24 protein-coding genes and 1 pseudogene are annotated in these 25,657 nt (G+C 73.0%); 13 read left to right on the forward strand and 12 right to left on the reverse strand.

The window, feature by feature from the left end; all coding sequences use genetic code 11:
* Positions 1-34: 34 nt before the first annotated feature.
* Both STRBO_RS0113275 and STRBO_RS0113280 read right to left on the reverse strand, forming a co-directional pair.
* Positions 35-1,045: a Gfo/Idh/MocA family protein gene (locus tag STRBO_RS0113275; RefSeq protein WP_005484831.1), complete on the reverse strand. Its 1,011-nt coding sequence runs from the start codon at positions 1,043-1,045 to the stop codon at positions 35-37.
* An 81-nt stretch (positions 1,046-1,126) separates the two neighbouring features.
* Positions 1,127-1,888, reverse strand: coding sequence for an SDR family oxidoreductase (locus STRBO_RS0113280; protein ID WP_005484830.1), 762 nt, complete (start codon positions 1,886-1,888; stop codon positions 1,127-1,129).
* A 217-nt stretch (positions 1,889-2,105) separates the two neighbouring features.
* Here STRBO_RS0113280 and STRBO_RS0113285 point away from each other — a divergent pair, with 217 nt between their 5' ends.
* Positions 2,106-3,149, forward strand: coding sequence for a LacI family DNA-binding transcriptional regulator (locus tag STRBO_RS0113285; RefSeq protein WP_005484829.1), 1,044 nt, complete (start codon positions 2,106-2,108; stop codon positions 3,147-3,149).
* Here the strand turns inward: STRBO_RS0113285 and STRBO_RS0113290 are convergent.
* Positions 3,139-4,125 (reverse strand): GlxA family transcriptional regulator, encoded by a 987-nt coding sequence (locus STRBO_RS0113290; RefSeq protein WP_037627843.1) that lies wholly within the window; start codon positions 4,123-4,125, stop codon positions 3,139-3,141. The two genes, STRBO_RS0113285 and STRBO_RS0113290, sit on opposite strands and share 11 nt — an antisense overlap.
* Positions 4,126-4,246: 121 nt before the next feature.
* Between STRBO_RS0113290 and STRBO_RS0113295 the strand changes: the two genes are divergently transcribed.
* Positions 4,247-5,179: an NADP-dependent oxidoreductase gene (locus STRBO_RS0113295; RefSeq protein WP_202500499.1), complete on the forward strand. Its 933-nt coding sequence runs from the start codon at positions 4,247-4,249 to the stop codon at positions 5,177-5,179.
* Positions 5,180-5,269: 90 nt separating this feature from the next.
* Here STRBO_RS0113295 and STRBO_RS0113300 read toward each other — a convergent pair whose 3' ends face one another.
* Positions 5,270-6,085 (reverse strand): CDP-alcohol phosphatidyltransferase family protein, encoded by an 816-nt coding sequence (locus STRBO_RS0113300; protein ID WP_005484826.1) that lies wholly within the window; start codon positions 6,083-6,085, stop codon positions 5,270-5,272.
* Between the two features lie 107 nt (positions 6,086-6,192).
* Between STRBO_RS0113300 and STRBO_RS0113305 the strand changes: the two genes are divergently transcribed.
* From STRBO_RS0113305 to STRBO_RS45630, 5 genes and pseudogenes are all read left to right on the forward strand, one after another.
* The gene (locus STRBO_RS0113305) at positions 6,193-7,173 is read left to right on the forward strand and encodes a zinc-dependent alcohol dehydrogenase (protein WP_028796634.1); all 981 of its coding nucleotides are present in this window, start codon (positions 6,193-6,195) and stop codon (positions 7,171-7,173) included.
* Positions 7,174-7,341: 168 nt separating this feature from the next.
* On the forward strand, positions 7,342-7,740 hold the full coding sequence (locus STRBO_RS0113310) for a 6-pyruvoyl trahydropterin synthase family protein (protein ID WP_005484824.1): 399 nt from the start codon (positions 7,342-7,344) through the stop codon (positions 7,738-7,740).
* Complete coding sequence (locus STRBO_RS0113315; RefSeq protein WP_005484823.1) at positions 7,737-8,978, forward strand: glycosyltransferase family 4 protein; 1,242 nt, start codon at positions 7,737-7,739, stop codon at positions 8,976-8,978. The genes STRBO_RS0113310 and STRBO_RS0113315 overlap by 4 nt, the downstream gene beginning before the upstream one ends.
* Entirely contained in the window at positions 8,975-9,943 is a 969-nt protein-coding gene (locus STRBO_RS0113320) for a methyltransferase domain-containing protein (RefSeq protein ID WP_005484822.1), read from the forward strand. Before STRBO_RS0113315 ends, STRBO_RS0113320 begins: the two co-directional genes overlap by 4 nt.
* Positions 9,940-10,965: pseudogene (locus tag STRBO_RS45630) on the forward strand (lysylphosphatidylglycerol synthase transmembrane domain-containing protein); the annotation flags it as partial. The gene STRBO_RS0113320 and the pseudogene STRBO_RS45630, both read left to right, overlap by 4 nt.
* 71 nt (positions 10,966-11,036) lie before the next feature.
* On the opposite strand, the gene STRBO_RS41615 reads toward STRBO_RS45630, so the two are convergent.
* Entirely contained in the window at positions 11,037-11,831 is a 795-nt protein-coding gene (locus tag STRBO_RS41615) for a creatininase family protein (RefSeq protein WP_078531605.1), read from the reverse strand.
* 77 nt (positions 11,832-11,908) lie between these two features.
* Here STRBO_RS41615 and ribA point away from each other — a divergent pair, with 77 nt between their 5' ends.
* From ribA to STRBO_RS0113350, 4 genes are all read left to right on the forward strand, one after another.
* A complete protein-coding gene (gene ribA, locus STRBO_RS0113335; RefSeq protein WP_028796635.1) occupies positions 11,909-12,568 on the forward strand; it encodes a GTP cyclohydrolase II in 660 nt (219 codons plus the stop codon).
* A 194-nt stretch (positions 12,569-12,762) separates the two neighbouring features.
* Positions 12,763-13,908 (forward strand): NAD(P)/FAD-dependent oxidoreductase, encoded by a 1,146-nt coding sequence (locus STRBO_RS0113340; RefSeq protein WP_005484816.1) that lies wholly within the window; start codon positions 12,763-12,765, stop codon positions 13,906-13,908.
* Positions 13,905-14,945: a saccharopine dehydrogenase gene (locus STRBO_RS0113345; protein ID WP_005484815.1), complete on the forward strand. Its 1,041-nt coding sequence runs from the start codon at positions 13,905-13,907 to the stop codon at positions 14,943-14,945. Before STRBO_RS0113340 ends, STRBO_RS0113345 begins: the two co-directional genes overlap by 4 nt.
* 7 nt (positions 14,946-14,952) lie before the next feature.
* Entirely contained in the window at positions 14,953-16,095 is a 1,143-nt protein-coding gene (locus tag STRBO_RS0113350; RefSeq protein WP_005484814.1) for a saccharopine dehydrogenase family protein, read from the forward strand.
* 26 nt (positions 16,096-16,121) lie between these two features.
* Here the strand turns inward: STRBO_RS0113350 and STRBO_RS0113355 are convergent, their stop codons facing one another.
* The 7 genes from STRBO_RS0113355 to STRBO_RS0113385 form a co-directional block, all read right to left on the reverse strand.
* Positions 16,122-17,378, reverse strand: a complete 1,257-nt coding sequence (locus STRBO_RS0113355) for a serine hydrolase domain-containing protein (protein ID WP_020114308.1) — start codon at positions 17,376-17,378, stop codon at positions 16,122-16,124.
* Between the two features lie 25 nt (positions 17,379-17,403).
* The gene (locus tag STRBO_RS0113360; protein WP_005484810.1) at positions 17,404-18,849 is read right to left on the reverse strand and encodes an MFS transporter; all 1,446 of its coding nucleotides are present in this window, start codon (positions 18,847-18,849) and stop codon (positions 17,404-17,406) included.
* Entirely contained in the window at positions 18,846-19,424 is a 579-nt protein-coding gene (locus tag STRBO_RS0113365) for a TetR/AcrR family transcriptional regulator (RefSeq protein WP_020114309.1), read from the reverse strand. Before STRBO_RS0113365 ends, STRBO_RS0113360 begins: the two co-directional genes overlap by 4 nt.
* 122 nt (positions 19,425-19,546) lie before the next feature.
* Positions 19,547-19,873, reverse strand: coding sequence for a hypothetical protein (locus STRBO_RS0113370; RefSeq protein WP_005484807.1), 327 nt, complete (start codon positions 19,871-19,873; stop codon positions 19,547-19,549).
* Positions 19,874-20,116, reverse strand: a complete 243-nt coding sequence (locus STRBO_RS0113375) for a hypothetical protein (RefSeq protein WP_005484805.1) — start codon at positions 20,114-20,116, stop codon at positions 19,874-19,876.
* Positions 20,117-20,286: 170 nt separating this feature from the next.
* Entirely contained in the window at positions 20,287-21,627 is a 1,341-nt protein-coding gene (locus tag STRBO_RS0113380) for an MFS transporter (RefSeq protein WP_005484804.1), read from the reverse strand.
* Between the two features lie 327 nt (positions 21,628-21,954).
* Entirely contained in the window at positions 21,955-22,620 is a 666-nt protein-coding gene (locus STRBO_RS0113385) for a TetR/AcrR family transcriptional regulator (RefSeq protein WP_005484803.1), read from the reverse strand.
* A gap of 281 nt (positions 22,621-22,901) precedes the next feature.
* Between STRBO_RS0113385 and STRBO_RS0113390 the strand changes: the two genes are divergently transcribed.
* Complete coding sequence (locus tag STRBO_RS0113390; RefSeq protein ID WP_005484802.1) at positions 22,902-23,801, forward strand: shikimate dehydrogenase; 900 nt, start codon at positions 22,902-22,904, stop codon at positions 23,799-23,801.
* A 61-nt stretch (positions 23,802-23,862) separates the two neighbouring features.
* Entirely contained in the window at positions 23,863-25,653 is a 1,791-nt protein-coding gene (locus STRBO_RS0113395; RefSeq protein ID WP_005484801.1) for a bifunctional sugar phosphate isomerase/epimerase/4-hydroxyphenylpyruvate dioxygenase family protein, read from the forward strand.
* The last annotated feature ends 4 nt before the right edge of the window (positions 25,654-25,657 follow it).

Raw genomic sequence — 25,657 nt, forward strand, 5'->3', positions numbered from 1 at the left:
GCCGCGCGGCCCCGCTCATGCCGGGCTCGGACCCTCAGTCGGCCTGCCGGCGCACCTCGTCCAGCCGCACCGGCCGGTGCTCGGCCACCGAGAGGGTCGCCGCCTCGGCGATCCAGCTGGCCTCGATGGCGTCGGCGACGGTGCAGGGTGAGGTGCGGGTGCCGGCGACGACCTCGGTGAAGGCGGTGAGTTCGGCGCGGTAGGCGGGGGCGAAGCGGTCCATGAAGAAGTTGTGCGGGGGGCCGGCGGGGAAGGTCACGCCCGGCTCGGCGGAGCGCAGCGGCAGCTGGGTGTCGAGGCCGGCGGCGATGCTGTCCTTCATGCCGTGGAGTTCCAGGCGGACGTCGTAACCACGGGCGTTGTGGCGGGAGTTGGAGATGACGCCGATCGTGCCGTCGTCGAAGGTGAGCAGCGCGGAGGCGGTGTCGACGTCGCCGGCCTCCTCGATGTACGCCGCGCCGCGGTTGCCGCCGGTCGCGTAGACCTCCACGACCTCCCGGCCCGTCACCCAGCGGACGACGTCGAAGTCGTGCACCGCGCAGTCCCGGAAGATGCCGCCGGAGGACGCCACGTAGCCGGCCGGCGGGGGCGCCGGGTCCAGGGTCGTCGAGCGGACGGTGTGCAGATCGCCGAGTTCGCCGTCCAGGAAGGCCTGTCGCGCCGTCACACAGCCCGCGTCGAAGCGGCGGTTGAAGCCGATCTGGACCTGCACGTCGCCGCCTTCGACGGCGCGCAGTACAGCGAGGCTCTCCTCGATGGTCTTCGCCACCGGCTTCTCGCAGAAGACCGGGATGCCCGCCTCGACCGCGGCCAGGATGAGCCCCGGGTGCGCGTCGGTCGCGGCGGTGACCACGACGCCGTCGATGCCGGAGGCGAAGACGGCCTCGGGCGAGTCGGCCACGGTGGCGCCGTACTTCTCGGCGGCGGAGGTGGCGGCCGCGGCCAGCGGGTCGGAGACCACCAGCTGCTCCACCACGTCGAGCCCGGCGAGAGTCCCGGCGTGGAAGGCGCCGATGCGGCCCAGCCCCAGGATGCCAATGCGCATGATCGAGTGTCCCTTTCGGATGTGCTGAAGAAGCGGGAGAAGCGGAAGGAGGCGAGGGGGGAAGAAGCGGGGGCGGGGCGGTCAGTCCTGGGCGCCGAAGACGTTCTGGTCCCAGTCGATCACGGAGCCCGTCACCACGCCGCTGCGGTCGGACAGCAGGAGGACGACGAAGTCGGCGATCTCGTCGACCTGGCCGAGCTTGCCCATCGGCAGGCGCTCGGCGGCACGCTCCCGCCAGTCGTCGCCCGCCCCGTGGAACTCCCGCTGGATCGCGTCCTCGCCCTCGGTCTCCGTCCAGCCGATGTTGAGGTCGTTGATCCGGATCCGGTCCCAGCGGTGGGCGTGGGCGGCGTTGCGGGTCAGGCCCGCGAGGCCGGCCTTCGCGGCGGAGTAGGGGGCCAGGTTCGGGGGGCCGCCGTGCGCGCAGTTGGAGCCGATGTTGACGATCGTGCCGGGCGCCGAGCGGCCCACCAGGTGCTCGACCACGGCCTGCATCGCGAAGAAGGGGGCGCGCAGGTTGATCGCGATGTGCGCGTCGAACAGGTCGGGGGAGGTGTCGAGGAGCGAGCCGCGGGACGTCAGGCCGGCCGCGTTGACCAGGCTGTCGACCCGGCCGTGGGCGGCGACCACCCGGTCCACGGCGCCGCGCACCTGCGCCGGGTCCGTCAGGTCGGCCCGGACGAACGTGGCGCCGGTGTCCGCCGCCAGCTTCTCGCCGATCTCGGCGCGACGGCCGGTGAAGGCGACGGTCGCGCCCTCGCCGAGGGCCGCGCGGACGATGCCCGCGCCGACGCCCTGGCTGCCGCCGTTGACGAGGACGACTCTGTCCTCCAGTAGTGCCATGTGGGGTGTGTCCTTTCCGTCCGCTCCCGGCGGGTGCCGCCGTACCCGGTGGTGGCCCGCTCGCAGGCGAGCTTTCGCGGCGTCCTCGCCTCTGTCAGTCTTGGGGCGCGGGGCCCCTCGTACAACCCGCAGCGGACCATCAAAAACCCATCATCCGGTTCCCCGCGGCCCCACCGGGCACCGGCGCCGGGAGCGTCGACATCCGGGACACATCGCCATGACACACCCCTACACGATCCGTGAGATCGCCCGTCAGGCCGGGCTGAGCCAGGCCACGGTCGACCGGGTGCTCAACGGCCGGGGCGGGGTGCGGGAGAGCACCGCCCGTGAGGTGCACCAGGCCGTCAAGGACCTGGACCGGCAGCGGACGCAGGTGCGCATCGGCGGCCGTACGTTCATGGTCGACATCGTGATGCAGACCCCGGAGCGGTTCTCCACGGCGGTCCGGGAGGCGCTGGAGGCCGAGCTGCCGTCCCTGCATCCCGCCGTCGTGCGGTCCCGGTTCCACTTCCGGGAGACGGGGTCCGCGTCGGAGATGGTCCGGGTGCTCGACCGGATCGGCCGGCGCGGCTCACAGGGCGTCATCCTCAAGGCGCCCGACGTCCCGGAGGTGACCGCCGCCGTCGAACGGCTGGTCGCGGCCGGGACACCGGTGGTCACCTACGTGACGGACCTGCCCGGCAGTGCGCGCGGAGCGTACGTCGGGATCGACAACCGGGCCGCCGGGGCGACCGCCGCGTATCTGGTCCGGCAGTGGCTCGGCGACCGGCCGGGTGCCGTGCTGGTGACGATCAGCCGCGGCTTCTACCGCAACGAGGAGGAGCGCGAGATGGGCTTCCGCGGGGTGATGCGCGCCGTCGACCCACGGCGGACCCTCGTCGAGGTCACCGACAGCGACGGCCTCGACGCCACCCAGCGCGACCTCGTCCTCGACGCGCTGCGGCGCGAGCCGGGCATCGCCGCCGTCTACTCGATCGGCGGCGGCAACACCGCGACGCTCGACGCCTTCGCCGCGATCGGCCGGGAGCCGCACGTCTTCGTCGCCCACGACCTCGACCACGACAACACCCGGCTGCTGCGCGAGCACCGGCTCTCCGCCGTGCTCCACCACGACCTGCGCCAGGACGTCCGCCGCGCCTGCCAGATGATCATGCGTGCCCACCAGGCCCTCCCCGACGAGGGCCCCTTCCTCCCGTCGGCGATCCAGGTGGTGACGCCCTACAACATGCCGCCCTGGGCCGGGGCGGCCGTCACCGGCTAGCCGGTGCGGGAGCCTCGGCCCCCGCCCGGAACGTACGCCGGTACGTCAGCGGCGACACCCCGATCGCCGCGTGCAGGTGCTGGCGCAGCGACGTGCCCGTGGCGAAGCCCACATGGCCGGCGATCTCGTCGACCGGGAGGTCGGTGGACTCCAGGAGGTGACGGGCGCGGGACACGCGCTGCTGGACGAGCCAGCGGCCGGGGCTCATGCCGACCTCGTCGCCGAAGCGGCGGGCGAAGGTGCGCAGGCTCATCCGGGCGTGCCGGGCGAGGTCGGCAAGCGCCAGCGGAGCGTCCAGGTGTTCGAGCGCCCACTGGCGGGTGGCGGCGGTGCCGCTGGCCGGGTCCTGGGGGACGGGCTGCTCGATGTACTGCGCCTGACCGCCCTCCCGCCACGGCGGCACCACGCACCGGCGGGCGACCCGGTTGGCGACCTCGCTGCCGTGGTCCCTGCGCACGAGGTGCAGACAGAGGTCGATGCCGGAGGCGGCGCCGGCCGAGGTGAGGATGTCACCGTCGTCGACGAACAAGACGTCCGGGTCCAGGTCGACTTTCGGGAAGCGTTCCCGGAACGCCTGGGCCAGCGCCCAGTGCGTGGTGGCGGGCCGGCCGTCCAGCAGTCCGGCCGTGGCCAGCACGAAGGCGCCCGTGCAGATGGACACCAGCCGGGTGCCGGGCCGGATCCGGGCGAGCGCCGCCGTCACGGGCTCCGGCAGCTCCGGTGACAGCAGTCGCGCCGCGGCCGGGGTGAGCCCGAACGAGGCGACGATCACGGTGTCCGCGGTGTCCAGTACCTCGGGGCCGTGATCGACGGCGATGGCGAAGTCGGCCGCCGAACGCACGGGCCGCCCGTCCGCGGTGCAGGTCAGCACCTCGTACAGGCCCTCGGTCGCGTCGAAGATCCGGCTCGGGACGCCCAGTTCGAAGGGGTAGACCCCGTCGAGGGCGAGGACGACCACACGGTGCGGGGATGTCATGCCGACCAGTGTGGCACGATCCCATCGAAGGATGGCCATCCTGCCATTGTCGTGATCGTCGGCCCGTCGCAGGCTGGACGGCATGACGGAAACCACCGAGAAGAACAGCGGCGCCGCCGGCATGCGCGCCATGACCCAGGACACCTTCGGCGGCCCCGAGGTGCTGCGGGAGACCGAACTGCCGCGTCCCGTCCCGCTCATGAGCGAGATCCTCGTGCGGGTGCACGCGGCCGGCGTCAACCCCACCGACTGGAAGAACCGCGCCTTCGGACTGTGGCACGCGGAACCGCTGCCCGTCCTCGGCTGGGACGTCTCGGGGGTCGTGGAGCGGGTCGGCCTCGGGGTCACCCTCTTCAAGCCGGGCGACGAGGTCTTCGGCATGCTGCCCTACCCGCACCGCGCGGGCGCCTACGCCGAGTACGCCACGGCGCCCGCCCGGTCCTTCGCGCACAAGCCGGCCCGCCTCGACCACGTCCGCGCCGGAGCCCTGCCGCTGGCCGCGCTCACCGCGTACCAGGCGCTCGTCGACACCGCCGGCGTAGGGCCGGGGCAGCGCGTCCTGATCCACGCCGCCGCCGGGGGAGTGGGCCACCTCGCCGTGCAGATCGCCAAGGCGCGCGGCGCGTACGTCATCGGCACGGCCAGCGCGGGCAAGCACGAACTGCTGCGCGAGCTGGGCGCGGACGAACTGATCGACTACCGGACCACGGACTTCACCGAGGCCGTCGCCGACGTCGACGTGGTCCTGGACACCCTCGCCGGTGATGTCCGCAGCCGTTCCCTGGACGTCCTGCGCACGGGCGGCGTCCTCGTCACGATCCTCCCGCACGGCTGCGAGGAGGACCTGAAGCGGGCCGCGGAGCTGGGCGTACGGCTGGAGCCGATGCTCGTCGAGGCCGACCACGCGGGGATGCGGGCCGTCGCCGAACTGGTGGAGAAGGGGCAGTTGCGCCCTCTCGTCGACGCGACCTTCCCGCTCGCCGAGGCGGCCGAGGCACACGCCCACGGTGAGACCGGCCGGACCACGGGGAAGATCGTCCTCACGGTCCGCTGAGTCGCTGCCGCGATTCCCCTCGTGCGAAGGGCCGCTGAGCCGGGCCCCGCACGGGATGGGCTCGCGGTGAGCCCGTCGGCCGGACGGTGGTCAGCTCGTGACGAGTTCGGCGGTCCGGCGTGCGGCGGGGGCCACCACGGCCACGGTCACCGTCCCGCCGGCGGTCGCCGTGGCCGCCGTCGGCTCGACGCCGGCCGTCCGGTTGCGGAACAGCCAGGCGATGTCCCGCCCGAAGGACCAGAGCAGCGAGCCCAGCGCCAGCGCGACCAGGGCGAAGCCCGCCGCGTAGGGCAGCAGACCGGAGGCGGCGACCAGCAGGAAGACGCCCTGGACCGCGGCGACCGTCTTGCGGGCCATGCTGTGCGGAAGGGAGTTGTTCAGCCAGGGCAGGACCTTGGCGGCGGCGACGAAGCCGTATCGCATGAGACCGATCAGCAGCACCCACGGGCCCATCGACATCGCCACGTACACGCTCAGCACCAGGATCAGGAACGCGTCGACCTCCATGTCGAAGCGCGCGCCCAGCGCGGTCGAGGTGTTCGTGCGCCGGGCCACCTGGCCGTCGACACCGTCGAGGATCAGGGCCACGGCCGTCAGGCCGACGAACAGCGAGACCGGCGGCGAACCCTGGAAGGAGTCGGCGACCAGGGCCGTCACGGCGCCGACGAGTATCGCCCGGCCGAGGGTCACGCGGTTGGCGGGTCCGAAGGTGCGGGTCCGCGTGCGCAGCAGGGCGCGGTTGAGGACGGCCCAGGTGGCGAGCCCGAAGGCCAGCCCGGTCAGCCAGCCCGCCGGGCCCAGTTCGATCGCCGTGCCCAGGAAGGCGAGAAGCAGCACCTGGGCGCCCGCGCCCACAGTCGTCTCCGAGAGCAACAGCCGGCCGTCGTATGTGTTGATCAGGGCCACCGCATACCTTCCGAACGTGTGACAAGTGGATCATCGCCGCGTACCGTGTCCGCGAACTTCCACCGCTGCGTACGTGGCGAACCGCTCGACCGTTCACGGAGACGCACATGAAACCGACAGCCCGAGCCTTCTGGCTACGCTCCCCCGAAGTGGGTGAGATTCGCGAGGAGACCCTCGCCACACCCGCTGACGACGAGGTTCTCGTCCGCGCGCTGTACTCGGGGGTCAGTCGGGGCACCGAGACGCTCGTGTTCCGCGGCCAGGTGCCCGAGAACCAGTACGCGACCATGCGCGCGCCCTTCCAGGACGGGGACTTCCCCGCCCCCGTGAAGTACGGCTATCTCAGCGTCGGGCGGGTGGAAGAGGGGCCGGACGCACTGGTCGGCAGGACCGTCTTCTGCCTGTATCCGCACCAGAGCCGCTACGTCGTTCCCGTGAGCGCCGTCACCGTCGTGCCGGAGTCGGTGCCCGCCGCGCGGGCCGTCCTGGCCGGGACCGTGGAGACCGCCGTCAACGCCCTGTGGGACGCGGCCCCGCTCATCGGGGACCGGATCGCCGTCGTGGGCGGCGGCATGATCGGCTGCTCGGTCGCCGCGCTGCTCGCCCGCTACCCGGGCGTCCGCGTCCAGCTCGTCGACGCCGATCCCGCGCGCGCCGACATCGCCCGCGCCCTCGGCGTGGACTTCGCGCTGCCCGAGGACGCGCTCGGGGAGTGCGACCTCGTGGTGCACGCCAGCGCCAGCGAACAGGGACTCGGCCGCTGTCTCGAACTCCTCGCCGCCGAGGGCACGGTCATCGAGCTGAGCTGGTACGGCGACCGCCGCGTCGCCCTGCCGCTGGGCGAGGCCTTCCACTCGCGCCGGCTCACCCTGCGCAGCAGCCAGGTCGGAACCGTCTCCCCGGCCGCACGCGCCGGACGTACGTACGCGGACCGGCTGGCGCTCGCCCTCGAACTCCTCGCCGACGCCCGTTTCGACGCGCTCGTCACCGGAGAGTGTGCCTTCGAGGAACTCCCGGACGTCCTGCCGAAGCTGGCGAGCGGAGAGCTGCCGGGCATGTGTCATCGTGTCCGCTACGAGGCCGAGTGAGGCCGAGGTCGACCGTTCCGGGTTGTCCCACCCGCCCCTGAACTGCCCGAACGGAACATCGACCTCCAAAGAAACAGCAAAACTCGGCTGAACAACGGGTAGGGAGCAGCCGTACTACACGGCATGCCCCGGCCCGGGGGCAGACGTACCGCACTGGAGGGTCGTCCGTTGTTCAGCATCACCGTCCGCGATCACATCATGATCGCCCACAGCTTCCGCGGGGAGGTCTTCGGACCCGCGCAGCGCCTCCACGGCGCCACCTTCCTCGTGGACGCCACCTTCCGGCGCGCCGAACTGGACGACGACAACATCGTCGTAGACATCGGGCTGGCCACGCAGGAGCTGGGTGCCGTGGTGAGCGAGTTGAACTACCGCAACCTCGACAACGAGCCCGCCTTCGCCCACACGAACACCTCGACGGAGTTCCTGGCGAAGGTGATCGCGGACCGCCTCGCCGAGCGGATCCACAAGGGGGCCCTGGGGGAGAACGCCAAGGGCATCGCGGGTATCACGGTCACCCTGCACGAGTCGCACATCGCCTGGGCGAGTTACGAGCGTGCCCTGTGACCGACGTGACCATCGACCGGGCGGTCGTCGGCACCGCCCAGGCATACGGCAGCGCTGTCCAGGCAGACGGGGGAGAGCAAGTGCGGCTCGGCTATGTGCCCGTGCAGAACGCGGTGCTGAAGAACGCGGCGATCGTCCCCATGTCGCTGCGCTCGATGCACTTCGTGATGCCGGGCGGCGTGGACGACCTGGCCCGCCCGAGCGGCGGCAACGCCTACGACCGCCGGATCTGTCTCGATCTGCCCGGCTTCGGCTGGCAGGTGCACAAGCACACCGTCGCCGGCAGCTGGCCCAGCCCGTCGGAGCCGGACCGCGCCGAACTCGCCCGTACGCTGCGCGAACTCCCCGACGGCACGGTCGTCCTGCTGGACGGTCTGGTCGCCTGCGGTGTCCCGGAGATCATCCTCCCCGAGGCCGAGCGCCTGTGCCTCGCCGTGCTGGTGCATCTGCCGCTCGGTGACGAGACGGGCCTGGACCCCGTGCTCGCCGCCGAACTCGACGCCAAGGAGCGGGCCACCCTGCGGGGCGTGTCCGCCGTGATCGCGACCAGCGAATGGGCCGTCCGCAGACTCGTGTCACACCACGGGCTCGCCCCCGAGCGGGTCCATGTCGCCGCCCCGGGCGCCGACATCGCGCCTCTCGCCTCCGGCACCGACGGCGTCTCCCGGCTGCTGTGCGTGGCCGCGGTCACCCCCCGCAAGGGCCAGCACCGGCTGGTGGAGGCCCTCGCGACCGTCACCGAACTGCGCTGGAGCTGCGTCCTGGTGGGCGGCCTCGACCAGGAGCCCGAGTACGTCGACCACATCCGCACGCTGATCGCGAAGTTCGGCCTGGAGGACCGCTTCCACCTGGCCGGACCGCAGGCGGGCGCCGAACTCGACGCCAGCTACGCCGCCGCCGACCTCATGGTCCTCACCTCCTACGCCGAGACGTACGGCATGGCGGTCACCGAGGCCCTCGCGCGCGGGATCCCCGTGCTGGCCACGGATGTCGGCGGACTGCCCGAGGCCGTCGGCCGCGCCCCCGACGGCGGGGTCCCCGGCATCCTCGTACCGCCGGAGAACCCCGCGGCCATCGCGGCGGAGCTGCGCGGCTGGTTCGGTGAGGCCGACGTGCGGCGCCGGCTGAAGGCCGCGGCGCGCGGACGCAGAGCCGCGCTGGACGGGTGGGCGACCACAGCCCGCAGCCTCGCCCACGTACTGGGACGGCTGCGGCACGAACCCCGGAGGGCGGCATGACCACTTCCGCCGACATGACCGCGTCCGCGGGCGGCCCGCTGTCCGTGGGCCCCACCGCCGCGACGGCCGGTGCGTCCGCCGCCGGGGCCGCGCTGAGCATGGCGGGGCGCGGCGGTGACACACCCGCGCCCGAGGGGCACCAGTACGCGCCGCAGTGGCTGGAGCTGCGCGAGAGCGCCGACGTCGACGCCCGCGCGGCGGAGCTGCTGGACCCGCTGCGGATCCGGCTGGCGAACCTGCCGGGGCGGGCCACCGCGCTGACCGTCCACGACCTGGGCTGCGGCACCGGCTCCATGGGCCGCTGGCTCGCGCCCCGGCTCGACGGCGCCCAGCGATGGGTCCTGCACGACCAGGACCCGAACCTGCTGCGGCTGGCCGTCGCGCGGGCGCCCCGTGCGGCCGCCGACGGCAGCCCCGTCACGGTCACCACTCGGCGCGGCGACATCGGGCGGCTGACGGCGGCCGACCTGGCCGGTGCCTCGCTGGTCACCGCGTCCGCGCTCCTCGACGTGCTCACCCGCGAGGAGATCGAGGCGCTCGCCGCGGCCTGCGCGGGCGCCGGGGTCCCCGCCCTGCTGACGCTGTCGGTCGTGGGCCGGGTGGACATCGCCCCCGCCCACCCCATGGACGCCGAGTTCGCCGAGGCGTTCAACGCCCACCAGCGCGCGAGCGATCTGCTCGGTCCGGAGGCCATCACCGTGGCCTGCGAGGCCTTCGCCCAGCAGGGCGCCACGGTGCGTGTCCACCCGAGCCCGTGGCAGCTCGACACGCGGTACACCGCCCTCACCGAGGAGTGGCTGCGCGGCTGGGTCGGCGCCGCCTGCGAACAGCGCCCCGAACTCACCCAGCGCGCCGAGGCGTACCTCCGCGACCGGCTCGCGGCCGGCGCGGCCGGCGACCTCCGCGTCGTCGTCCACCACAGCGACCTGCTGGCCCTGCCCCGGCCCACGGGCGGGGTCTCATGACGGCGCCGGTGGAGGAGACGGTCGAGGCCCGCGCGCTCACGCCCGGCGCGAGCCCGCGCGGGGCGGCCCCGGAGCCGAGCGCCACCCCCACGACCGTTTCCGGCCCCACCGCCCAAAACGGGCCCACCGCCTCGAAAGCCGGCGGCTCGGCGGTCACCCGCGCCCTGCGCACCCACTTCGGCACGCTCGCCGGAACGGCCATCCTCGTCGTCGTGTTCTGGCGGATGGGGACCGGCGTGTTCGTGGACGGGCTGCGGCGGATCGACGGCGGGACGCTGGCGGCGGCCGTCGCGATCGGTGTGTTCACCACGGTGTGCAGCGCGTGGCGCTGGTGCGCGGTGACGCGGGCGCTCGGCATCAGGCTGCGGCTCGGGCCCGCCGTCGCGGACTACTACCGGGCGTTGTTCCTCAACGCGGCCCTGCCCGGCGGTGTCCTCGGCGACGTGCACCGCGCGGTGCGGCACGGCCGGAGCTCCGGGGACATGGGCCGGGGCGTGCGCGCGGTGGTCATCGAGCGCACCGCGGGCCAGTTGGTGCTGGCGGTCGTGGGCGTAACGGTTTTGCTGGTGCTGCCCTCGCCGGTGCGCGAGCAGACCCGCTACGCGGTGGGCCTGACCGCGCTCGTCGCGTTGGGCGTGTCGGCGATCTGGGCCGCGACCCGGATGGGCCGCGGGCCGGCGGCGTCTGGAGTCCGCGCCGGCCGGGGCCGCCGGGTCCGGGCCGCTCTCGCCGAGGCGCGCGGCGCGCTGCTGGACCGCGACAGCGGCCCCGCCGTGCTGGTCTCCTCGGTTGCGGTCCTCGCCGGGTACGTGGCGACGTTCCTGCTCGCCGCCCGCGTCGCCGGTTCCGGCGCGACCACGCCGGAACTCCTGCCCCTCGCGCTGCTGGCCCTGATCGCCATGAGCCTGCCGCTCAACGTCGGTGGCTGGGGGCCCCGCGAGGGCGTCACCGCCTGGTCCTTCGGCGCCGCCGGTCTGGGCGCCTCCCAGGGCCTGACCGTGGCCGTCGTCTACGGTGTGCTCAGCTTCGCGGCCGCCCTCCCGGGGGCCCTCGTGCTCGTCGGACGCTGGTACGGCTCCCTGCGGGCCCGCCGTCAGCCGGCGGACGAGGCGGCTGCCGAAGGCGTCCCGGGCGGAACCGTTCCCGTGTCCCAGGCGTCCGAGGTGACCAACGAGAAGTACGCGCCGAAGGAATGGACGAACCCTGCCAGCAACTCCTTTCCCTTCGCGGCGGATGCCAGGGACGGACGGCCGATGACACCGGAATCGGTGTAGGCCGACATACCGAGGGAGAGGAGATGACGGCGGTCGTCGGCAAGGAAATCGGTGGTCTCGTGACCGGGCCGGACCAATTCGGGATGGCAATGCAGAAGTATGGAGGTCTCTATTTCTCCCGCGTGCATATCACTGAGCAACGAGGTCTGTACGCCCGCCCGTTCGCGGGCGGCTTCCCAGTCCTCCATCGCCGGGAAAAGCGCCATTCGATGTCCCGCCGCGGTGGATTCCTGGACGATGTTGCCCAGGACATAATTCCCGCCGTGACCGTTCACCACCACCAGCGCCTCGACGCCCGAGCGGCGCAGCGACGCGGCGATGTCGCGGACCATCGCGTGCAGGGTCGTCGCGGAGATGCTGACGGTGCCCGGCCAGGCCGCGTGCTCGTGCGAGCAGGCGATGGTCACCGGCGGCAGGAGATGCACCGGATACGCGGCCGCTATCTCCCGGGATATGGCGCAGGCGACGAGGGTGTCGGTGGCCAGCGGCAGGTACGGGCCGTGCTGCTCGTAGCTGCCGACGGGGAGCACCGCGACCTGAGGACCGGCCGCCCGCTCCCCCCGCGCGCGGACGTCCGCGGTGGTGTCCGTCGGAACAAGACTCGAACTGCTCATCTTTACACGGCCTTTCGTCTCTGCTGATGCTCCGTCATTTTCGCATGACGCCAGGGCTTACCAGATTGGAACAGATCATGACAGAAAATGTTGGTGTACTCGGCACGAATGCCCAGTCCTCCGGCGCCGTACGTGTGGTGAACGCCCCCCTGCCCACGACCTACGGCGACTTCGAGGCCGTAGGTTATCTCGACCAGGACCGCGGCGAGGAACAAGTGGCACTGGTGTACGGCGACATCAGCGGCGGTGAGGGAATTCTCATACGGCTGCACTCGGAGTGCCTGACCGGTGACGCGTTCGGGTCCCAGCACTGCGAATGCGGTGAGCAGCTGGACAGCGCGCTGCGGGCGATAGTCGCCGAGGGCCGCGGCGTGCTCGTCTATCTGCGCGGCCACGAGGGCCGCGGGATCGGCCTGCTCGCCAAGCTCCAGGCGATGAAGCTCCAGGCGGAGGGCCTGGACACCGTCGAGGCGAACCTCGCCCTCGGACTGCCGGTGGACGCCCGCGACTACCGGGTGGCCGCCGAGATGCTGCACGACCTCGGCGTACGGTCGGTCCGGCTGATGTCCAACAACCCCCGCAAGCGGGAGGCGCTGCTGCGCCACGGCATCACGGTCTCCGAGCAGGTGCCGCTGCTGATCACGCCGTGCGAGGACAACATCACCTACCTGCGCACCAAGCGGGAGCGGCTCGACCACTACCTGCCGCACCTGGACGCGGTGGTCCACTCGTCCTGAGCGCCGGGGTCCGCGCGGCGGCCGTCGTGGAGAGGTGCCCACAACTCCGACACCGGCCGCCGCGCCCGCCCGGAGCGCCCCACGCGCCGCCCCCGCACGGGACGGTACGCGGGCGCTCCGCATGAACGTTCGCCCGTGGTGGAAGACCTGATTCGGTCGGGCCGTCCGACCGGGGTCGGGCGAAGGGAGCGTTCGTGATCCGCAGCGCACGGGTCGTCGTCATCGGCGGAGGCGTCATCGGGACGAGCATCGCCTACCACCTCGCCGCCGCCGGAGTGGAGGACGTCGTCCTCGTCGAACGCGACGAACTGGCCTCCGGATCGACCGCGAGGGCCGCCGGCGGGGTCCGCGCGCAGTTCTCCGACGAACTCAACATCCAGCTCGGCGCCCGCAGCCTGGAGGCGTTCGGCCGCTTCCGGAAGGAACCGGGCCACGACATCGGACTGCACCGGGTCGGCTACCTCTTCCTCCTGACGACCCCGGGCGAGGTCGCCCAGTTCGAGGCCGGGGTGCGGCTCCAGAACGACCTGGGCGTCCCCAGCCGCATGCTCGACCCGGCCGAGGCCCAGCTGCTCTCCCCGCTGATCTCCACCGAGGGCCTGCTCGCCGCCGCGTTCTCGCCCGACGACGGGCACTGCACCCCCGAGTCCGTGGTCCACGGCTACGCCGCCGGGGCCCGCCGCCACGGGGCGACCGTGCTGCGCGCCTGCGAGGTCCTCGGCATCGAGACCTGGCGGGACACGATCACCGCGGTGGTCACCAGCAAGGGACGGATCGTCACCGACACCGTCGTGTGCGCGGCCGGCGCCTGGTCCCGGTCCGTCGGCGCCATGGTCGGCGTGGACCTTCCCGTGGAGCCCCTGCGCCGCCAGATCGCCGTCACCGAAGCCGTCCCCGGCCTCCCGCCGAACCTCCCCATGACGATCGACTTCACCAGCAGCCTCTACTTCCACGCCGAGGGCCCCGGCCTCCTCGTCGGCATGTCCGACCCCGACGAGCGGCCCGGCTTCTCCACCGACACCCACGACCGCTGGATCCCCCGCCTGTACGAGGCCATGGAGCGCCGCGCGCCCGGCCTGCTCGACCTGCGCCGGACGGGTGGCTGGGCGGGCCTGTACGAGATCACTCCGGACCACAACGCGCTGATCGGCGAGGCCGGTTCGTGCTCCCGCTTCCTGTACGCCACCGGGTTCTCCGGCCACGGGTTCCTCCAGGGCCCGGCGGTCGGCGAGGTGGTCCGTGACCTGTACCTCGGGCGCGTACCCTTCGTCGACATCAGCCCGCTGAGCGTCGACCGGTTCACGGCCGACACCCTGCGCCCGGAGGCCAACCTCGTATGACCGATCTCCACTTGTGGCTCCGCCACGAGACCCGCACCACCGAACGCCGCACCCCGATCGTGCCGTCCGACGCCCGGCGGCTCGTGGAGAGCGGAGTACGGATCACCGTCGAGGAGTCCCCGCAGCGGATCTTCCCCCTGGAGGAGTACGAGGAGGCCGGCTGCCAGGTCGCCGACCCCGGCTCCTGGGTCTCGGCGTCGGCGCGCGCGGTGATCGTGGGCCTCAAGGAACTCCCGGACACCCCGGACGAGTTGACCCACCGCCACATCTTCTTCGGTCATGCCTACAAGGGGCAGCCCGGTGCGCGGGCGCTGCTGCGCAGGTTCGCGGCCGGGGGCGGTGCGCTGCTGGACCTGGAGTACCTGGTGGACGACCGGGGCCGCAGGCTCGCCGCCTTCGGTTTCTGGGCGGGCTATCTGGGCGCGGCCCTCGCCGTGCTGCACCACCGGGGCGCTCTGCGCGGCCCTCTCCAGCCGACCACCAAGGAGGCGATGGAGGCCGAACTCCGGGCGTCTACAGGTGACATGCGCGCGTTGGTGATCGGCGCCCTCGGCCGCAGCGGCCAGGGTGCCCGGGTGGCGTTCGGTGAGGCGGGCGTCGAGCCGACCTGCTGGGACCTGGCCGAGACCCGCGACCTGGACCGGCCCGCCCTGCTCGCCCACGACCTGCTCGTCAACACGGTGCTGACGACCAGCCCGGTCCCGCCGTTCCTGACGGACAAGGACCTCGACGGCCAAGGCCGCCGCCTGAGGACCCTCTCGGACGTCACCGTCGACGTCGGCTCCCCCATGAACGTCCTGCCGGTCTACGACACGACCACCGAGTGGGACCACCCCGTACGGCGGTTGCGCGAGCACCCTCCGCTCGACCTCATCGCCATCGACAACCTGCCCTCCCTGCTGCCCCGGGAGGCGAGCACCGACTTCTCGGCCGCGCTGCTGCCGCAGCTGCTGGACTTCGGCACCGGTGGGGCGTGGGGCCGGTGTCTGGACCGATTCCGTCAGGTGAGCGCCGAATCGGGGCTCACGGAGAGGTAGGTGCCCGATGACCGCCGAGGTGGTTCCCCCGAGCGGTACCGTCCACTGGGTCGGCGCCGGACTGTCCACGGGCAGCGGCCTGGCGGTGCTGTGCGACAGCGCCGCCCGGGTGCGGCTGTGGCACCGCAGCGAGGAGCGCGCCGGGCATGCCCTGGCCGCGCTGGGCCTGACGGGCCGCGCCGAGCCCCGCGCGTACACCCTGCCGGCCCTCGCGGCCGAGCTGGCACCGGGCGACGTCGTGGTCTCGATGCTCCCGGCGCCGGACCACGGGCCGCTGCTCGGGGCGTGCGTCGGCGCGCGGGCCCATTTCGCCTGCTCCAGCTATGTCTCGGACGCGGTCCTGGAGCAGGTCCCGGCGGCCGAGGCCGCCGGGGTCACCGTGCTCACCGAGGCCGGCCTCGACCCGGGCATCGACCACCTCTTCGCGCACAGCCTGATCGCCCGGGCGGCCCGCGCGATCGGGCCGCAGACCGCCGCCTCCGTCACCTTCACCTCGTACTGCGGAGGTGTGCCGGCCGTGCCCAACGACTTCAGGTACCGCTTCAGCTGGGCCCCGGCCGGGGTGCTGGGCGCGCTGCGCTCGCCCGCCCGTTACATCGAGGACGGCGCCGAGACGACGGCCGGCCGGCCCTGGACGGCCACCCGCCCCCATGTCATCGACGGCGAGACCTTCGAGGTCTACCCCAACCGCGACAGCGTTCCCTTCGTCGCCCAGTACGGCCTCCCGCCGGCCTGGAGGCCGCGGACCTTCGTCCGGGGCACCCTTCGCCTCGACGGCTGGCAAGCGGCCTGGGCGCCGGTGTTCGCGGAGCTGGAGGGCGGCGACGACCGGCGCATCGCCGCGCTGGCCCGCGAACTGGCGGCCCGCCATCCGACGACCGACGCCGACCGCGACCGGGTGGTCCTGGCCGTCTCCCTCGACGTGCGGACCGGTACGGGAGAACACTGGTCCGGCCGCCACCTCCTCGACGCCGTCGGCACCGAGGAGGAGAGCGCGATGGCCCGCCTGGTGTCCCGCCCGCTGGCCCTGGGGGTGGGACACATCCTGGACGGATCACTTCCGGCGGGCCTGAGCCGGGCCGCGGAGACGGGAGAGCGGTCGCAGGCGTGGCTGGCCGAACTGGCCCGGACGGGCGTGGAGTTCACCTAGCGAGGCCACCGACGGGGGACGGGGCGCTACGTGAGGGGCCCCTGTCGGAGCGGCTGCTGGATCACCGCCTCGTGCACCCACCGCTTCAGGTCGGGATAGACCGAGAACGACGACCGCCGCCGCACCTGCGTCATGAACTGCACCGTCAGATCCCGCACCGGGTCCACCCAGAAGATCGTGGTCGCGGCCCCGGTCCACCCGAACGTGCCGAGGGAGGAGGGGTGCTCGGTCCGGGCAGGGTCGATGACCACGGACACCCCGAGCCCGAAGCCGACGCCCACGTTGCCCGGCTGCCGGTGGAAGGGACTGCCGTGCGTGTGGATGTCGACGCCCCCCGGCAGCTGGTTCGTGGTCATCATGTCGACGGACCCGGCGGAGAGCAGCCGTACGCCGTCGAGTTCGCCGCGCCGGCGCAGGAACTCGGCGAAGCGGTGGTAGTCCCGGGCGCTGGCGGCGAGGCCCCCGCTGCCGGAAAGGAAGCGCGGCCGGCCGCCGCGCAACGGCAGCCCCGGCACGGGCGCGATCGAGCCGTCCTCCTGCTCGCCGTACAACTCGGCGAGCCTGCCCGCCTGTTCGGGACCGACCTGAAAGCCCGCGTCCGCCATGTCGAGCGGGCCGAGGATCCGCTCGGCGAAGAACGCGTCGAGGTCCTGCCCCGACACCACCTCGACGATCCTCCCGAGGACGTTGGTGGAGACGGAGTAGTTCCACTGCGAGCCCGGCTCGAACTGCAGCGGCAGACGCGCGTACTCCGCGCACGTCTGCGCCAGGGTGGCCCCCGGCCGGACGGAGTTCTCCAGGCCCGCGTCGCGGTAGAGCGCGTCGACGGGGTGGTCGTAGTAGAAGCCGAACGTCAGGCCCGAGGTGTGGGTCAGCAGATGGCGGACGAGGATCGGCTGCTCGGCCGGCCGGGTCCGGACGTCGGCGCCCGCCCCGGACTCGTACACGCGCGGCTCGGCGAACTCCGGGAGGTAGCGGGAGATCGGGTCCGTCAGTGACAGCCGGCCCTCCTCGACCAGTATCAGCGCGGCGACCGAGGTGACGGGCTTGGTCATGGAGTAGACCCGCCACAGCGTGTCGGTCTCGACGGGAAGCCCCGCCTCGCGGTCGCGGTGTCCGTACGTCGTCAGGTGGGCGACGCGGCCGCCGCGGGCCAGGGACAGCAGGTAGCCGGGCAGCCGGCCCTCGTCGACCTGGCGGGCCAGATGGGCGTCCAGGCGGGCCAGGGTCTTCGGGTCGAGGCCCGCCTCGCGCGGCTCGACCTCTCGGCGCAGTCGTTCCATGGTGGTTCTCCTCCGGTGGCCCGGCTCACGGCTCTCGTTCAACGCTGTCGTCCTCATCGTTCCGTACTGATCGCGTTCCATCCCTCGTGGGGCGGGCGGGTCGAGGCATTCGTACGGCGAGCGGCGCACCGAGCGCGGCCACGCCGGCCAGGAGCAGCAGGGCGGGGCCCGTGCCGAACGGCATGAGCGTCGTCGCGGCCGCCACCCCCAGCGCGGGGCCGACGTTCAGCGCGGTCTGCTGCAGCCCGCCCGCCACTCCGGCCGACTCGGGCGGCGCCTGTCGTACGACGACGGCGGTCGCGGTGACCATCAGCGCGCCGAAACCCGCTCCCAGCAGCAGGAATCCCGCCCCGATCAGCGGCGTCGACGAGCCCGGGCCGAGCCGGGACAGCGCCAGCACACCGGCGGTCAGCAGCACCACGCCCATCAGGGCCGTGGGGCGGGCCCTCCACCGGCGCAGCAGGACGGCCGACAGCGGCGCCCCGAGCACCATCGTCACGCCGCCGGGCAGCGCGACGAGGCTCGTACGCAGCGGGTCCAGGCCGAGGACGTCCTGGAGGACGAAGCTGCACACGAACAACGCGCCGAGCATCGCCGCCGAAGCGGCCACCAGTACCCCGAGCGCGGCGCGCACCGGCGGCGAACCGAGCACGGCGGACGGCAACAGCGGGTTCGGTGTGCGCCGTTCGTGCCGTACGAGGGCGAGGGCGGACGCGGCGGCGATCAGCAGACCGAGCGCACCGGTGGCCGTCCAGCCGTGCTCAGGCACCCCGACCAGCGTGTGCACGAGAGCCGCGAGGGTCACGGCGAGCAGCGCGGCGCCGGGCAGGTCGAGCCGGGGGCCCGGAGCCCTGTTCGCGGGCCGCGCCGCAGGGGTGCGCACCGCCAGCGCCGTCAGACCCATGACCAGCGCCGGTACGACGTTGAGGAAGAACACCGCCCGCCAGCCCAGCTGGGCGACGAGCACACCGCCGACCAGCGGACCGGCGGCGACGGCCACACCGATGGCGCTGGTCCGCAGCGCGATGGGCATCCCCAGTCTGTCGGGCGGGAACGCGGCCCGCAGCATCCCGAGCGTGGCGGGCTGCAGCAGCGCCCCGAAGACACCCTGGACGACCCGCAACCCGATCACCCAGCCCACCCCGGGCGCGAACCCGATGCCGGCGGAGGCCGCGCCGAACCCCAGCACGCCCCAGGCGAAGACGCGCCGATGGCCGAACCGGTCGCCGAGCCTCCCCGCGAACACCAACAGCCCCGCCACCGCGATCAGATAGCCGGTGCTGGTCCACTGCACCTCGGTGAGGGACGCGCCCAGATCCTCGCGCAGCGCCGGCTGGGCGATCATCAGCACGGTTCCGTCGAGGGCGACCAGCACGGCACCGAGCACGCTGTTGGCGAGGGTCAGCCGGCGGTGGCGCGCGGATGCCGGTGTGCTCCCCTCGACGCCGGCCTCGGTCGTGGACGCCGTCATCGCCCTTCGCTCCCCAGGTGCGCGTCCAGCGCGGTGCGCAGCAGGGGCGCGAGGTCGGCGGCGCCCGTGGTGAGCTGGAGACTGCCCCAGGTCCACAGCTGGGCGATGCCGTAGAGGTTCGCCAGCAGGGCGCCCGCCACGAGCCGGGCATCGGCGTGGGGGCGGGCCCGTGCGACGAGGTCCACCAGCAGGCCGAAGATCGGCAGGCTGGCGTCCCGCAGCCTCAACCCGTCGCTCTCCAGCAGATCATGACGGAACATCAGCTCGTGCATGCCCCGGTGGGTGAGCGCGAAGTCGAGGTACACGCGCCCCAGCGTCGCGATCTGCTCGCGCGGGCTCGCCGTACCGTCCCCGAGTGCGGCCGCCCCCCTGGCCGCCAGGTCCTCGAAGCCCCGGCGCGCGATGGCCGAGAGCAGCTCCAGATGGGTGGGGAAGTAGCGGCGCGGCGCCCCGTGCGACACCCCCGCCCGCCGTGCGATCTCCCGCAGGGACAGCGCCTGGACCCCCTCCGCCGTCACCAGCTCGACGCCCACGTCCACCAGCCGGGACCGCAGCCCCGTGTTCGGCTCGCTCATGGACACTGTCTACCAAGGAGAGGTAGACAGTGTCTACTCGGCGTCGGCCCGTCGGTCTGCTCGCCCCCTCGGTCTGCGCGCCCGCCGGTCTGCTCGCCCCGTCGGTCCGCGCGCGCGTCCGTCTACCCGCCGCTGTGGTCGGCCGCCTTCCTCAGCACGCACAGGTTGCCTTCGTCGGGGTCGCCGACGTAGTCCCACAGGAGAGGGTTCTTCACCGTGCCCCGGGCGTCGTACTGGGTCCAGATCCCGCCCGGCGCGAACGTGAGACGGATCTGTGTTGCGGGGTCCCTCGTGTCGACGTCCGGCGTGATGTCGTGTGTCCAGCTGCCCGCGCCCGGGTTCGGCGCGACGGCGGTATCGAGGTCGGCGTCGTTGAAGTCGCCGCAGATCCCGCGCGAGGCGAACGTTCCGTCTGCCTTCAGCTCCAGCCGTCCGCCCTGCCCGTCCACTCAGGTGCCCGTGACCTCGGCCGGGCGCATGGCCCGGGGATCCCCGTCGGGAACGGGGACCGTCAGCCGGCTCACCAGGAGCAGCAGTGCGAACGCCCCGAACAGGAAGAGCAGCCCGCACCCCGCCAGGCCGACGAGCGGGACGAGCAGGGCGATCCGTCGGCGCCGTCTGCGCGTCTGTGCCGAAGGCCACCCCTGCCACGGAGGCGGAGGGGTCCTGCAAGGGTCCTCGGCGCGCTTCACATCGCCCCCCCCGACGCGGTGCCGCGTTGTCGCGGCGGTGTGCGGTCATCCTGCCGCTGAGCTGCGCCGCCCTTCGTGTCGGGGGCGCCGGCGTGAGGGCCGCCGCGACGCACGGGTCCCCGGACACCGCAGGGGTGTCCGGGGACCCGGAGCGGGGCGCGGCCGGGGTTTCAGGCCGCGACGCGCTCCCGGTCGTTCTTCTCGCGCGGGGTGCGGACGCCGAGGAGCTCGGTCGGGATCCTGTGGGTCTCGCGGGCGGTGAGCGCGGCGATGACCGGCGGGACGCAGAGGGCCGTGGTGAACAGGGCCACGGCGAACCAGTCGTCGCCGTCCGGGCCGGCGATCTGCGCGGCGAAGGTGACGGCGAAACCGGCGACGGCGAAGCCGATCTGGGTGCCGATGGCCATGCCGGACAGCCGGACGCGGGTGGAGAACATCTCGCCGTAGAAAGAGGGCCAGATGCCGTTCGCGGCGCTGTAGACGACACCGAAGGTGACGATGCCGAGGACCAGGACCAGCGGGTAGGCGCCCGTGGAGATCGCCCACAGGTAGACGAACATCATCACCGCGCTGCCACCCGCGCCGATCGCGAACACCGGGCGGCGGCCGATGCGGTCGGAGAGCGTGGCCCACAGCGGGATCGCGGCGAGCGCGACCAGGTTGGCGAGCGCGCCCACCCACAGCATGGAGGAACGGGACAGGCCGACCGACTCGCTCGTGCCGTACGCCAGCGCCCACACGGTGAAGATCGTGGAGACCGAGGCGACCAGCGCGCCCGCGATCACCCGCAGCACGTCCGCCCAGTGCTCGCGCAGCAGGACGGCCAGCGGCAGCTTCGCGACACCCTCGGACTCGGTCTGCCGGGTGAAGGCCGGGGTCTCCTCCAGCGTGCGGCGGATGACGTAACCGACGACGGCCACCGCGATGCTCATCCAGAACGGCACGCGCCAGCCCCAGGACAGCAGCTGGTCCTCGGGGAGCGCCGCGATCGGGAGGAAGACCAGGGTGGCGAGCAGCTGGCCGCCCTGGGTGCCGCTGAGGGTGAAGCTCGTGAAGAACCCGCGCCGGTCCGACGGCGCGTGTTCCAGCGTCATGGAGTTCGCGCTGGCCTGCTCACCGGCCGCCGAGATGCCCTGCAGCACCCGGCAGAGCACCAGGAGGACCGGGGCGAGCGAGCCGACCTGGTCGCGCGTGGGCAGGCAGCCGATCAGGAACGTCGACACGCCCATCAGGATCAGGGTGAAGACCATGATCTTCTTGCGGCCCAGCCGGTCGCCGAAGTGCCCGAGGAACAGCGCGCCGATCGGCCGCGCCGCGTACGCGACACCGAAGGTGGCCAGGGAGAGGAGGGTCGCGGTGGCCGGGTCGGACTCGTCGAAGAAGACCGTCGGGAAGATCAGGGCGGCGGCGCTGCCGTAGATGAAGAAGTCGTAGTACTCCAGGGCGCTGCCGATCCAGGCGGCCGTGGCGGCCTTCCTGGGCTGGCCGGGCGGTGCGGCGGGGACGGACACGGCGTGCTCCTTCGAGGGGTCTCCACCGTAGGCGGAGGGAGGAGGAGGGAGGCAGGGGGTGCTGCCGGGGGAGAGGCGCCGGAACCCTGGGGGTGATCGGGACGGCCGTGCCGGATTCTTCTCCGGCTAATTAACCCACTGGATAGTTAGTAGCGGTTGGCTACGGATGTTGCGCCGACGTTTCCCGGGTGTCAAGAGGTCATGCCGAAGGATCTTCCCGGCGCGGGGCGGCGCGGGGCGGCCGGGACGGGGGCGACGCGGCCCACGGCCGCGCGTCCCGCCGCCGTGTTCCTCGTGTTCCTCGTGTTCCCCGTGTTCTCCGCGTGCTCAGTCCGCCGCGCGGTCCGCCGTCAGATACGCGATCACCATGTCACCGAGCATCGTGCGGTAGTGCTCGCGCCGGCCGGGATCGACCAGGTCGCGCCCGAAGAGGGCGCCGAAGGTGTGGCGGTTGGCGACCCGGAAGAAGCAGAACGCGCTGATCATCGCGTGCAGGTCGACGGCGTCGACCTCGGCCGTGAACAGGCCCGACCGACGGCCCGACGCCAGGATCCGGCGGATCACGTCCAGCGCGGGCGAGCCGATCCTGCCGAGCATCTCGGAGGAGGCGATGTGCTCGGCCTCGTGGATGTTCTCGATGCTCACGAGACGGATGAAGTCGGGGTGCGCCTCATGGTGGTCGAACGTCACCTCGGCGAGCCGGCGGATGGCCGCGACCGGGTCCAGATGCTCGACGTCCAGCTCCTGCTCGGTCTGCCGGATCACGGAGTACGCCCGCTCCAGCACGGCGGTGAACAGCTGCTCCTTGCCGCCGAAGTAGTAGTAGATCATCCGCTTCGTGGTGCGGGTCCGGGCCGCGATCTCGTCGACCCGGGCGCCGGCGAACCCGGAACGGGCGAACTCCCTGGTCGCGACGTCGAGGATCTCGGCCTTGGTGCGGGCGGCGTCACGGATGCGCCCGTTCGGCCGTGCCGGTTCTTCGACGCTGGTCATCGCGTTCCTTCGGGCAAGGGGCCAGTGTCGGCGATTGTAGAAGCCCCCGCCCGGCGGCCGGGCGCCGAGTTCCCGTGCCGGTTCTGGTCCGGGGCTCGATCCCGGTCCGGCTCCGGCGCCCGATCCTGGTCGTGCTCGGGTCGTGCTGGGGTCGTGTGCGCGGTCGTGTGCGCGGTCGTGTGCGCCGTCGTGTCCGGGCCGGGGCTTCCCAGGTCCGATCCCCGGGTGCTATGACTAACGTACTAGTTCGTACATTAGTGAGCCGCTCAGGAGGCCCCGTCGTGCCCCAGGTCTCGAACCCCGCCTCTCCGCGGGACTCGTATCTCGTCGGCCTCATCGGCTCCGGTATCGGGCCCTCGCTCAGCCCCGCCCTGCACGAGCGGGAGGCCGACCGGCAAGGTCTGCGCTGTCTGTACCGGCTGATCGATATCGACGACCTCGGGGTCGCGCCGGAGGCGGTTGGCGACCTCGTACGCGCCGCCCGTGACCTGGGCTTCGACGGGCTGAACATCACGCACCCGTGCAAGCAGCTCGTCATCGGGCACCTCGACGGACTCGCCCCGCAGGCCGCCGCGCTCGGCGCGGTCAACACCGTCGTCTTCGAGGAAGGCCGGGCCGTCGGCCACAACACGGACGTCACCGGCTTCGCCGCGTCCTTCGCCCGCGGGCTGCCCGACGCCCCGCTGGAGCGGGTGGTGCAGCTGGGAGCAGGGGGCGCGGGCGCGGCCGTCGCGCACGCCACGCTCACGCTCGGCGCGGAGCACGTCACCGTGGTCGACGCGATGCCCGACCGGGCGACCGACCTCGCCGCCTCCCTCACCCGGCACTTCGGTCCGGGGCGGGCCGCCGCAGCGACGCCGGACGCGCTGCCGTCGCTGCTGGGGGCGGCCGACGGGGTCGTCCACGCGACGCCCACCGGGATGGCCGCGCACCCGGGACTGCCCTTCGCCGCCGAGCTGCTGCACCCCGGGCTGTGGGTGGCGGAGGTGGTGTACCGGCCGCTGGAGACGGAGCTGCTGCGCGCGGCCCGGGGGGCGGGGTGCGCCACGCTGGACGGGGGAGGAATGGCGGCGTTCCAGGCAGCGGACGCGTTCCGCCTGTTCACCGGGCGTGAGCCGGACACGATGCGGATGCTGGCCGACATCACCGAGCTGGCCGGGATCGCGGGCGCCCGCAACTGACCGCCGTCGGGCGCGCGGCGTCACCTCATTGAGCCTCGATGAGCCTCCAAGGAGCACCACCATGCGTACATCCATCGCCACCGTCTCGCTCAGCGGGTCCCTCACCGAGAAGCTGACCGCCGCCGCGCGGGCCGGCTTCGACGGGGTGGAGATCTTCGAGAACGATCTGCTCGCCAGTCCGCTCGCGCCCGAGGAGGTGCGGGCCCGCTGCGCGGACCTGGGCCTGAGCATCGACCTCTACCAGCCGATGCGGGACATCGAGGCCGTACCGGCGGAGGTGTTCGACCGGAATCTGCGGCGGGCCCGGCACAAGTTCGAGGTGATGGGGCGGCTCGGCTGCGACACGGTGCTCGTCTGCTCCAGCGTGCACCCGCTCGCCGAGGACGACGACGCGCTCGCCGCGTACCACCTGCGACAACTCGCCTCCCTGGCGCAGGAGTTCGGCATCCGGGTCGCGTACGAGGCGTTGGCGTGGGGGCGGCACGTCAGTACGTACGACCACGCGTGGCGCATCGTGGAGGCGGCCGACCATCCGGTGCTCGGCACCTGCCTGGACAGCTTCCACATCCTGGCCCGGGGCTCCGACCCCAAGGCGGTCGAGGACATCCCCGGCGAGAAGATCTTCTTCCTGCAGCTCGCCGACGCGCCGCTGATGGCGATGGACGTGCTGCAGTGGAGCCGGCACTACCGCTGTTTCCCGGGACAGGGCGGCCTCGACGTCACCGGGCTGGTGCGGCACGTCATGGCGGCCGGATACGAGGGGCCGCTGTCGCTGGAGGTCTTCAACGACGTCTTCCGGCAGGCCGAGGCCGGCCCCACCGCCGTGGACGCCCACCGCTCGCTGCTGATGCTCCAGGAGGCGGCGGGCATCGCCGCGCTGCCGGAGCGGGTGGTGCCCACGGGTGTCGCCTTCACCGAGCTGGTCACGCCCGACGCCGAACCGGTGGGCGCGCTGCTCGGCGCGCTCGGCTTCGCCCGCACGGCCCGCCACCGCAGCAAGCCGGTCGACCTCTGGCGGCAGGGCGAGGCACGCGTACTGGTCAACACCGGCCCGGCCGCCCGGCGCGAGGGCACCCAGCTCGCCGCGATCGGACTGGAGTCACCGGACCCGGCCGGCGCCGCCCGTCGGGCCGAGGCCCTGCTCGCACCGGTGCTGCCGCGCCGCCGCGCCGCCGAGGACGCGGCCCTGGACGCGGTGGCCGCCCCCGACGGCACGGAACTCTTCTTCTGCGCCACGGACCGACCCGGACTCCCCAGCTGGACCGCGGACTTCCGGCCCGTGGACCACACCGGGCCGGCGGACCACGTCCGCGGCGTCGACCACCTCGCCCTGACCCAGCCCTGGCACCAGTTCGACGAGGCCGCCCTCTTCCACCGCACGGTGCTCGGCCTCCGGGCCAGCGGCAGCGTCGACGTCGCCGACCCCTACGGCCTGTTCCGCAGCCGGCCGGTGACCAACGAGGACGGCACCGTCCGGATCGCCCTCGGCGTCGGCCCCGCCCCGACCGACGACACCGCCCGCCCCCAGCACATCGCCCTCGCCACGGACGACGTGGTCGCGGCGGCCCGCGCCTTCCGCGCGGCCGGGGGCCGGCTGCTGGCCGTCCCCGCGAACTACCACGACGACCTGGCCGCACGGTTCGCGTTCGCCGACGGCGAGCTGGAGACGTACCGCGAACTCGGCATCCTCTACGACCGTGACGAGGACGGCGAGTTCCGCCACTGCTACACCGAGACCGTCGGCCGGGTATTCTTCGAACTCGTCCAGCGGGACGGCGGCCACCAGGGCTACGGCGCGCCGAACGCGCCCGTGCGGCTCGCCGCCCAGCACGCCGGGCGGCCGGTCGGCTGAGGGG

Source organism: Streptomyces bottropensis ATCC 25435, assembly GCF_000383595.1.
Taxonomy (GTDB): Bacteria; Actinomycetota; Actinomycetes; order Streptomycetales; family Streptomycetaceae; genus Streptomyces; species Streptomyces bottropensis.

Excerpts from the sequence above, each read along its gene's own strand:
- STRBO_RS0113305 (WP_028796634.1), top strand. The coding sequence starts at position 6,193 with ATGAAACCGACAGCCCGAGCCTTCTGGCTACGCTCCCCCGAAGTGGGT.
- STRBO_RS0113350 (WP_005484814.1), top strand. The coding sequence starts at position 14,953 with ATGACCGCCGAGGTGGTTCCCCCGAGCGGTACCGTCCACTGGGTCGGC.
- STRBO_RS41615 (WP_078531605.1), bottom strand. The coding sequence starts at position 11,831 with ATGAGCAGTTCGAGTCTTGTTCCGACGGACACCACCGCGGACGTCCGC.
- STRBO_RS0113365 (WP_020114309.1), bottom strand. The coding sequence starts at position 19,424 with ATGAGCGAGCCGAACACGGGGCTGCGGTCCCGGCTGGTGGACGTGGGC.
- STRBO_RS0113285 (WP_005484829.1), top strand. The coding sequence starts at position 2,106 with ATGACACACCCCTACACGATCCGTGAGATCGCCCGTCAGGCCGGGCTG.
- STRBO_RS0113320 (WP_005484822.1), top strand. The coding sequence starts at position 8,975 with ATGACCACTTCCGCCGACATGACCGCGTCCGCGGGCGGCCCGCTGTCC.
- STRBO_RS0113360 (WP_005484810.1), bottom strand. The coding sequence starts at position 18,849 with ATGACGGCGTCCACGACCGAGGCCGGCGTCGAGGGGAGCACACCGGCA.
- STRBO_RS0113355 (WP_020114308.1), bottom strand. The coding sequence starts at position 17,378 with ATGGAACGACTGCGCCGAGAGGTCGAGCCGCGCGAGGCGGGCCTCGAC.
- STRBO_RS0113280 (WP_005484830.1), bottom strand. The coding sequence starts at position 1,888 with ATGGCACTACTGGAGGACAGAGTCGTCCTCGTCAACGGCGGCAGCCAG.
- ribA (WP_028796635.1), top strand. The coding sequence starts at position 11,909 with ATGACAGAAAATGTTGGTGTACTCGGCACGAATGCCCAGTCCTCCGGC.
- STRBO_RS0113275 (WP_005484831.1), bottom strand. The coding sequence starts at position 1,045 with ATGCGCATTGGCATCCTGGGGCTGGGCCGCATCGGCGCCTTCCACGCC.
- STRBO_RS0113295 (WP_202500499.1), top strand. The coding sequence starts at position 4,247 with ATGCGCGCCATGACCCAGGACACCTTCGGCGGCCCCGAGGTGCTGCGG.
- STRBO_RS0113395 (WP_005484801.1), top strand. The coding sequence starts at position 23,863 with ATGCGTACATCCATCGCCACCGTCTCGCTCAGCGGGTCCCTCACCGAG.
- STRBO_RS0113385 (WP_005484803.1), bottom strand. The coding sequence starts at position 22,620 with ATGACCAGCGTCGAAGAACCGGCACGGCCGAACGGGCGCATCCGTGAC.
- STRBO_RS0113290 (WP_037627843.1), bottom strand. The coding sequence starts at position 4,125 with ATGACATCCCCGCACCGTGTGGTCGTCCTCGCCCTCGACGGGGTCTAC.
- STRBO_RS0113345 (WP_005484815.1), top strand. The coding sequence starts at position 13,905 with ATGACCGATCTCCACTTGTGGCTCCGCCACGAGACCCGCACCACCGAA.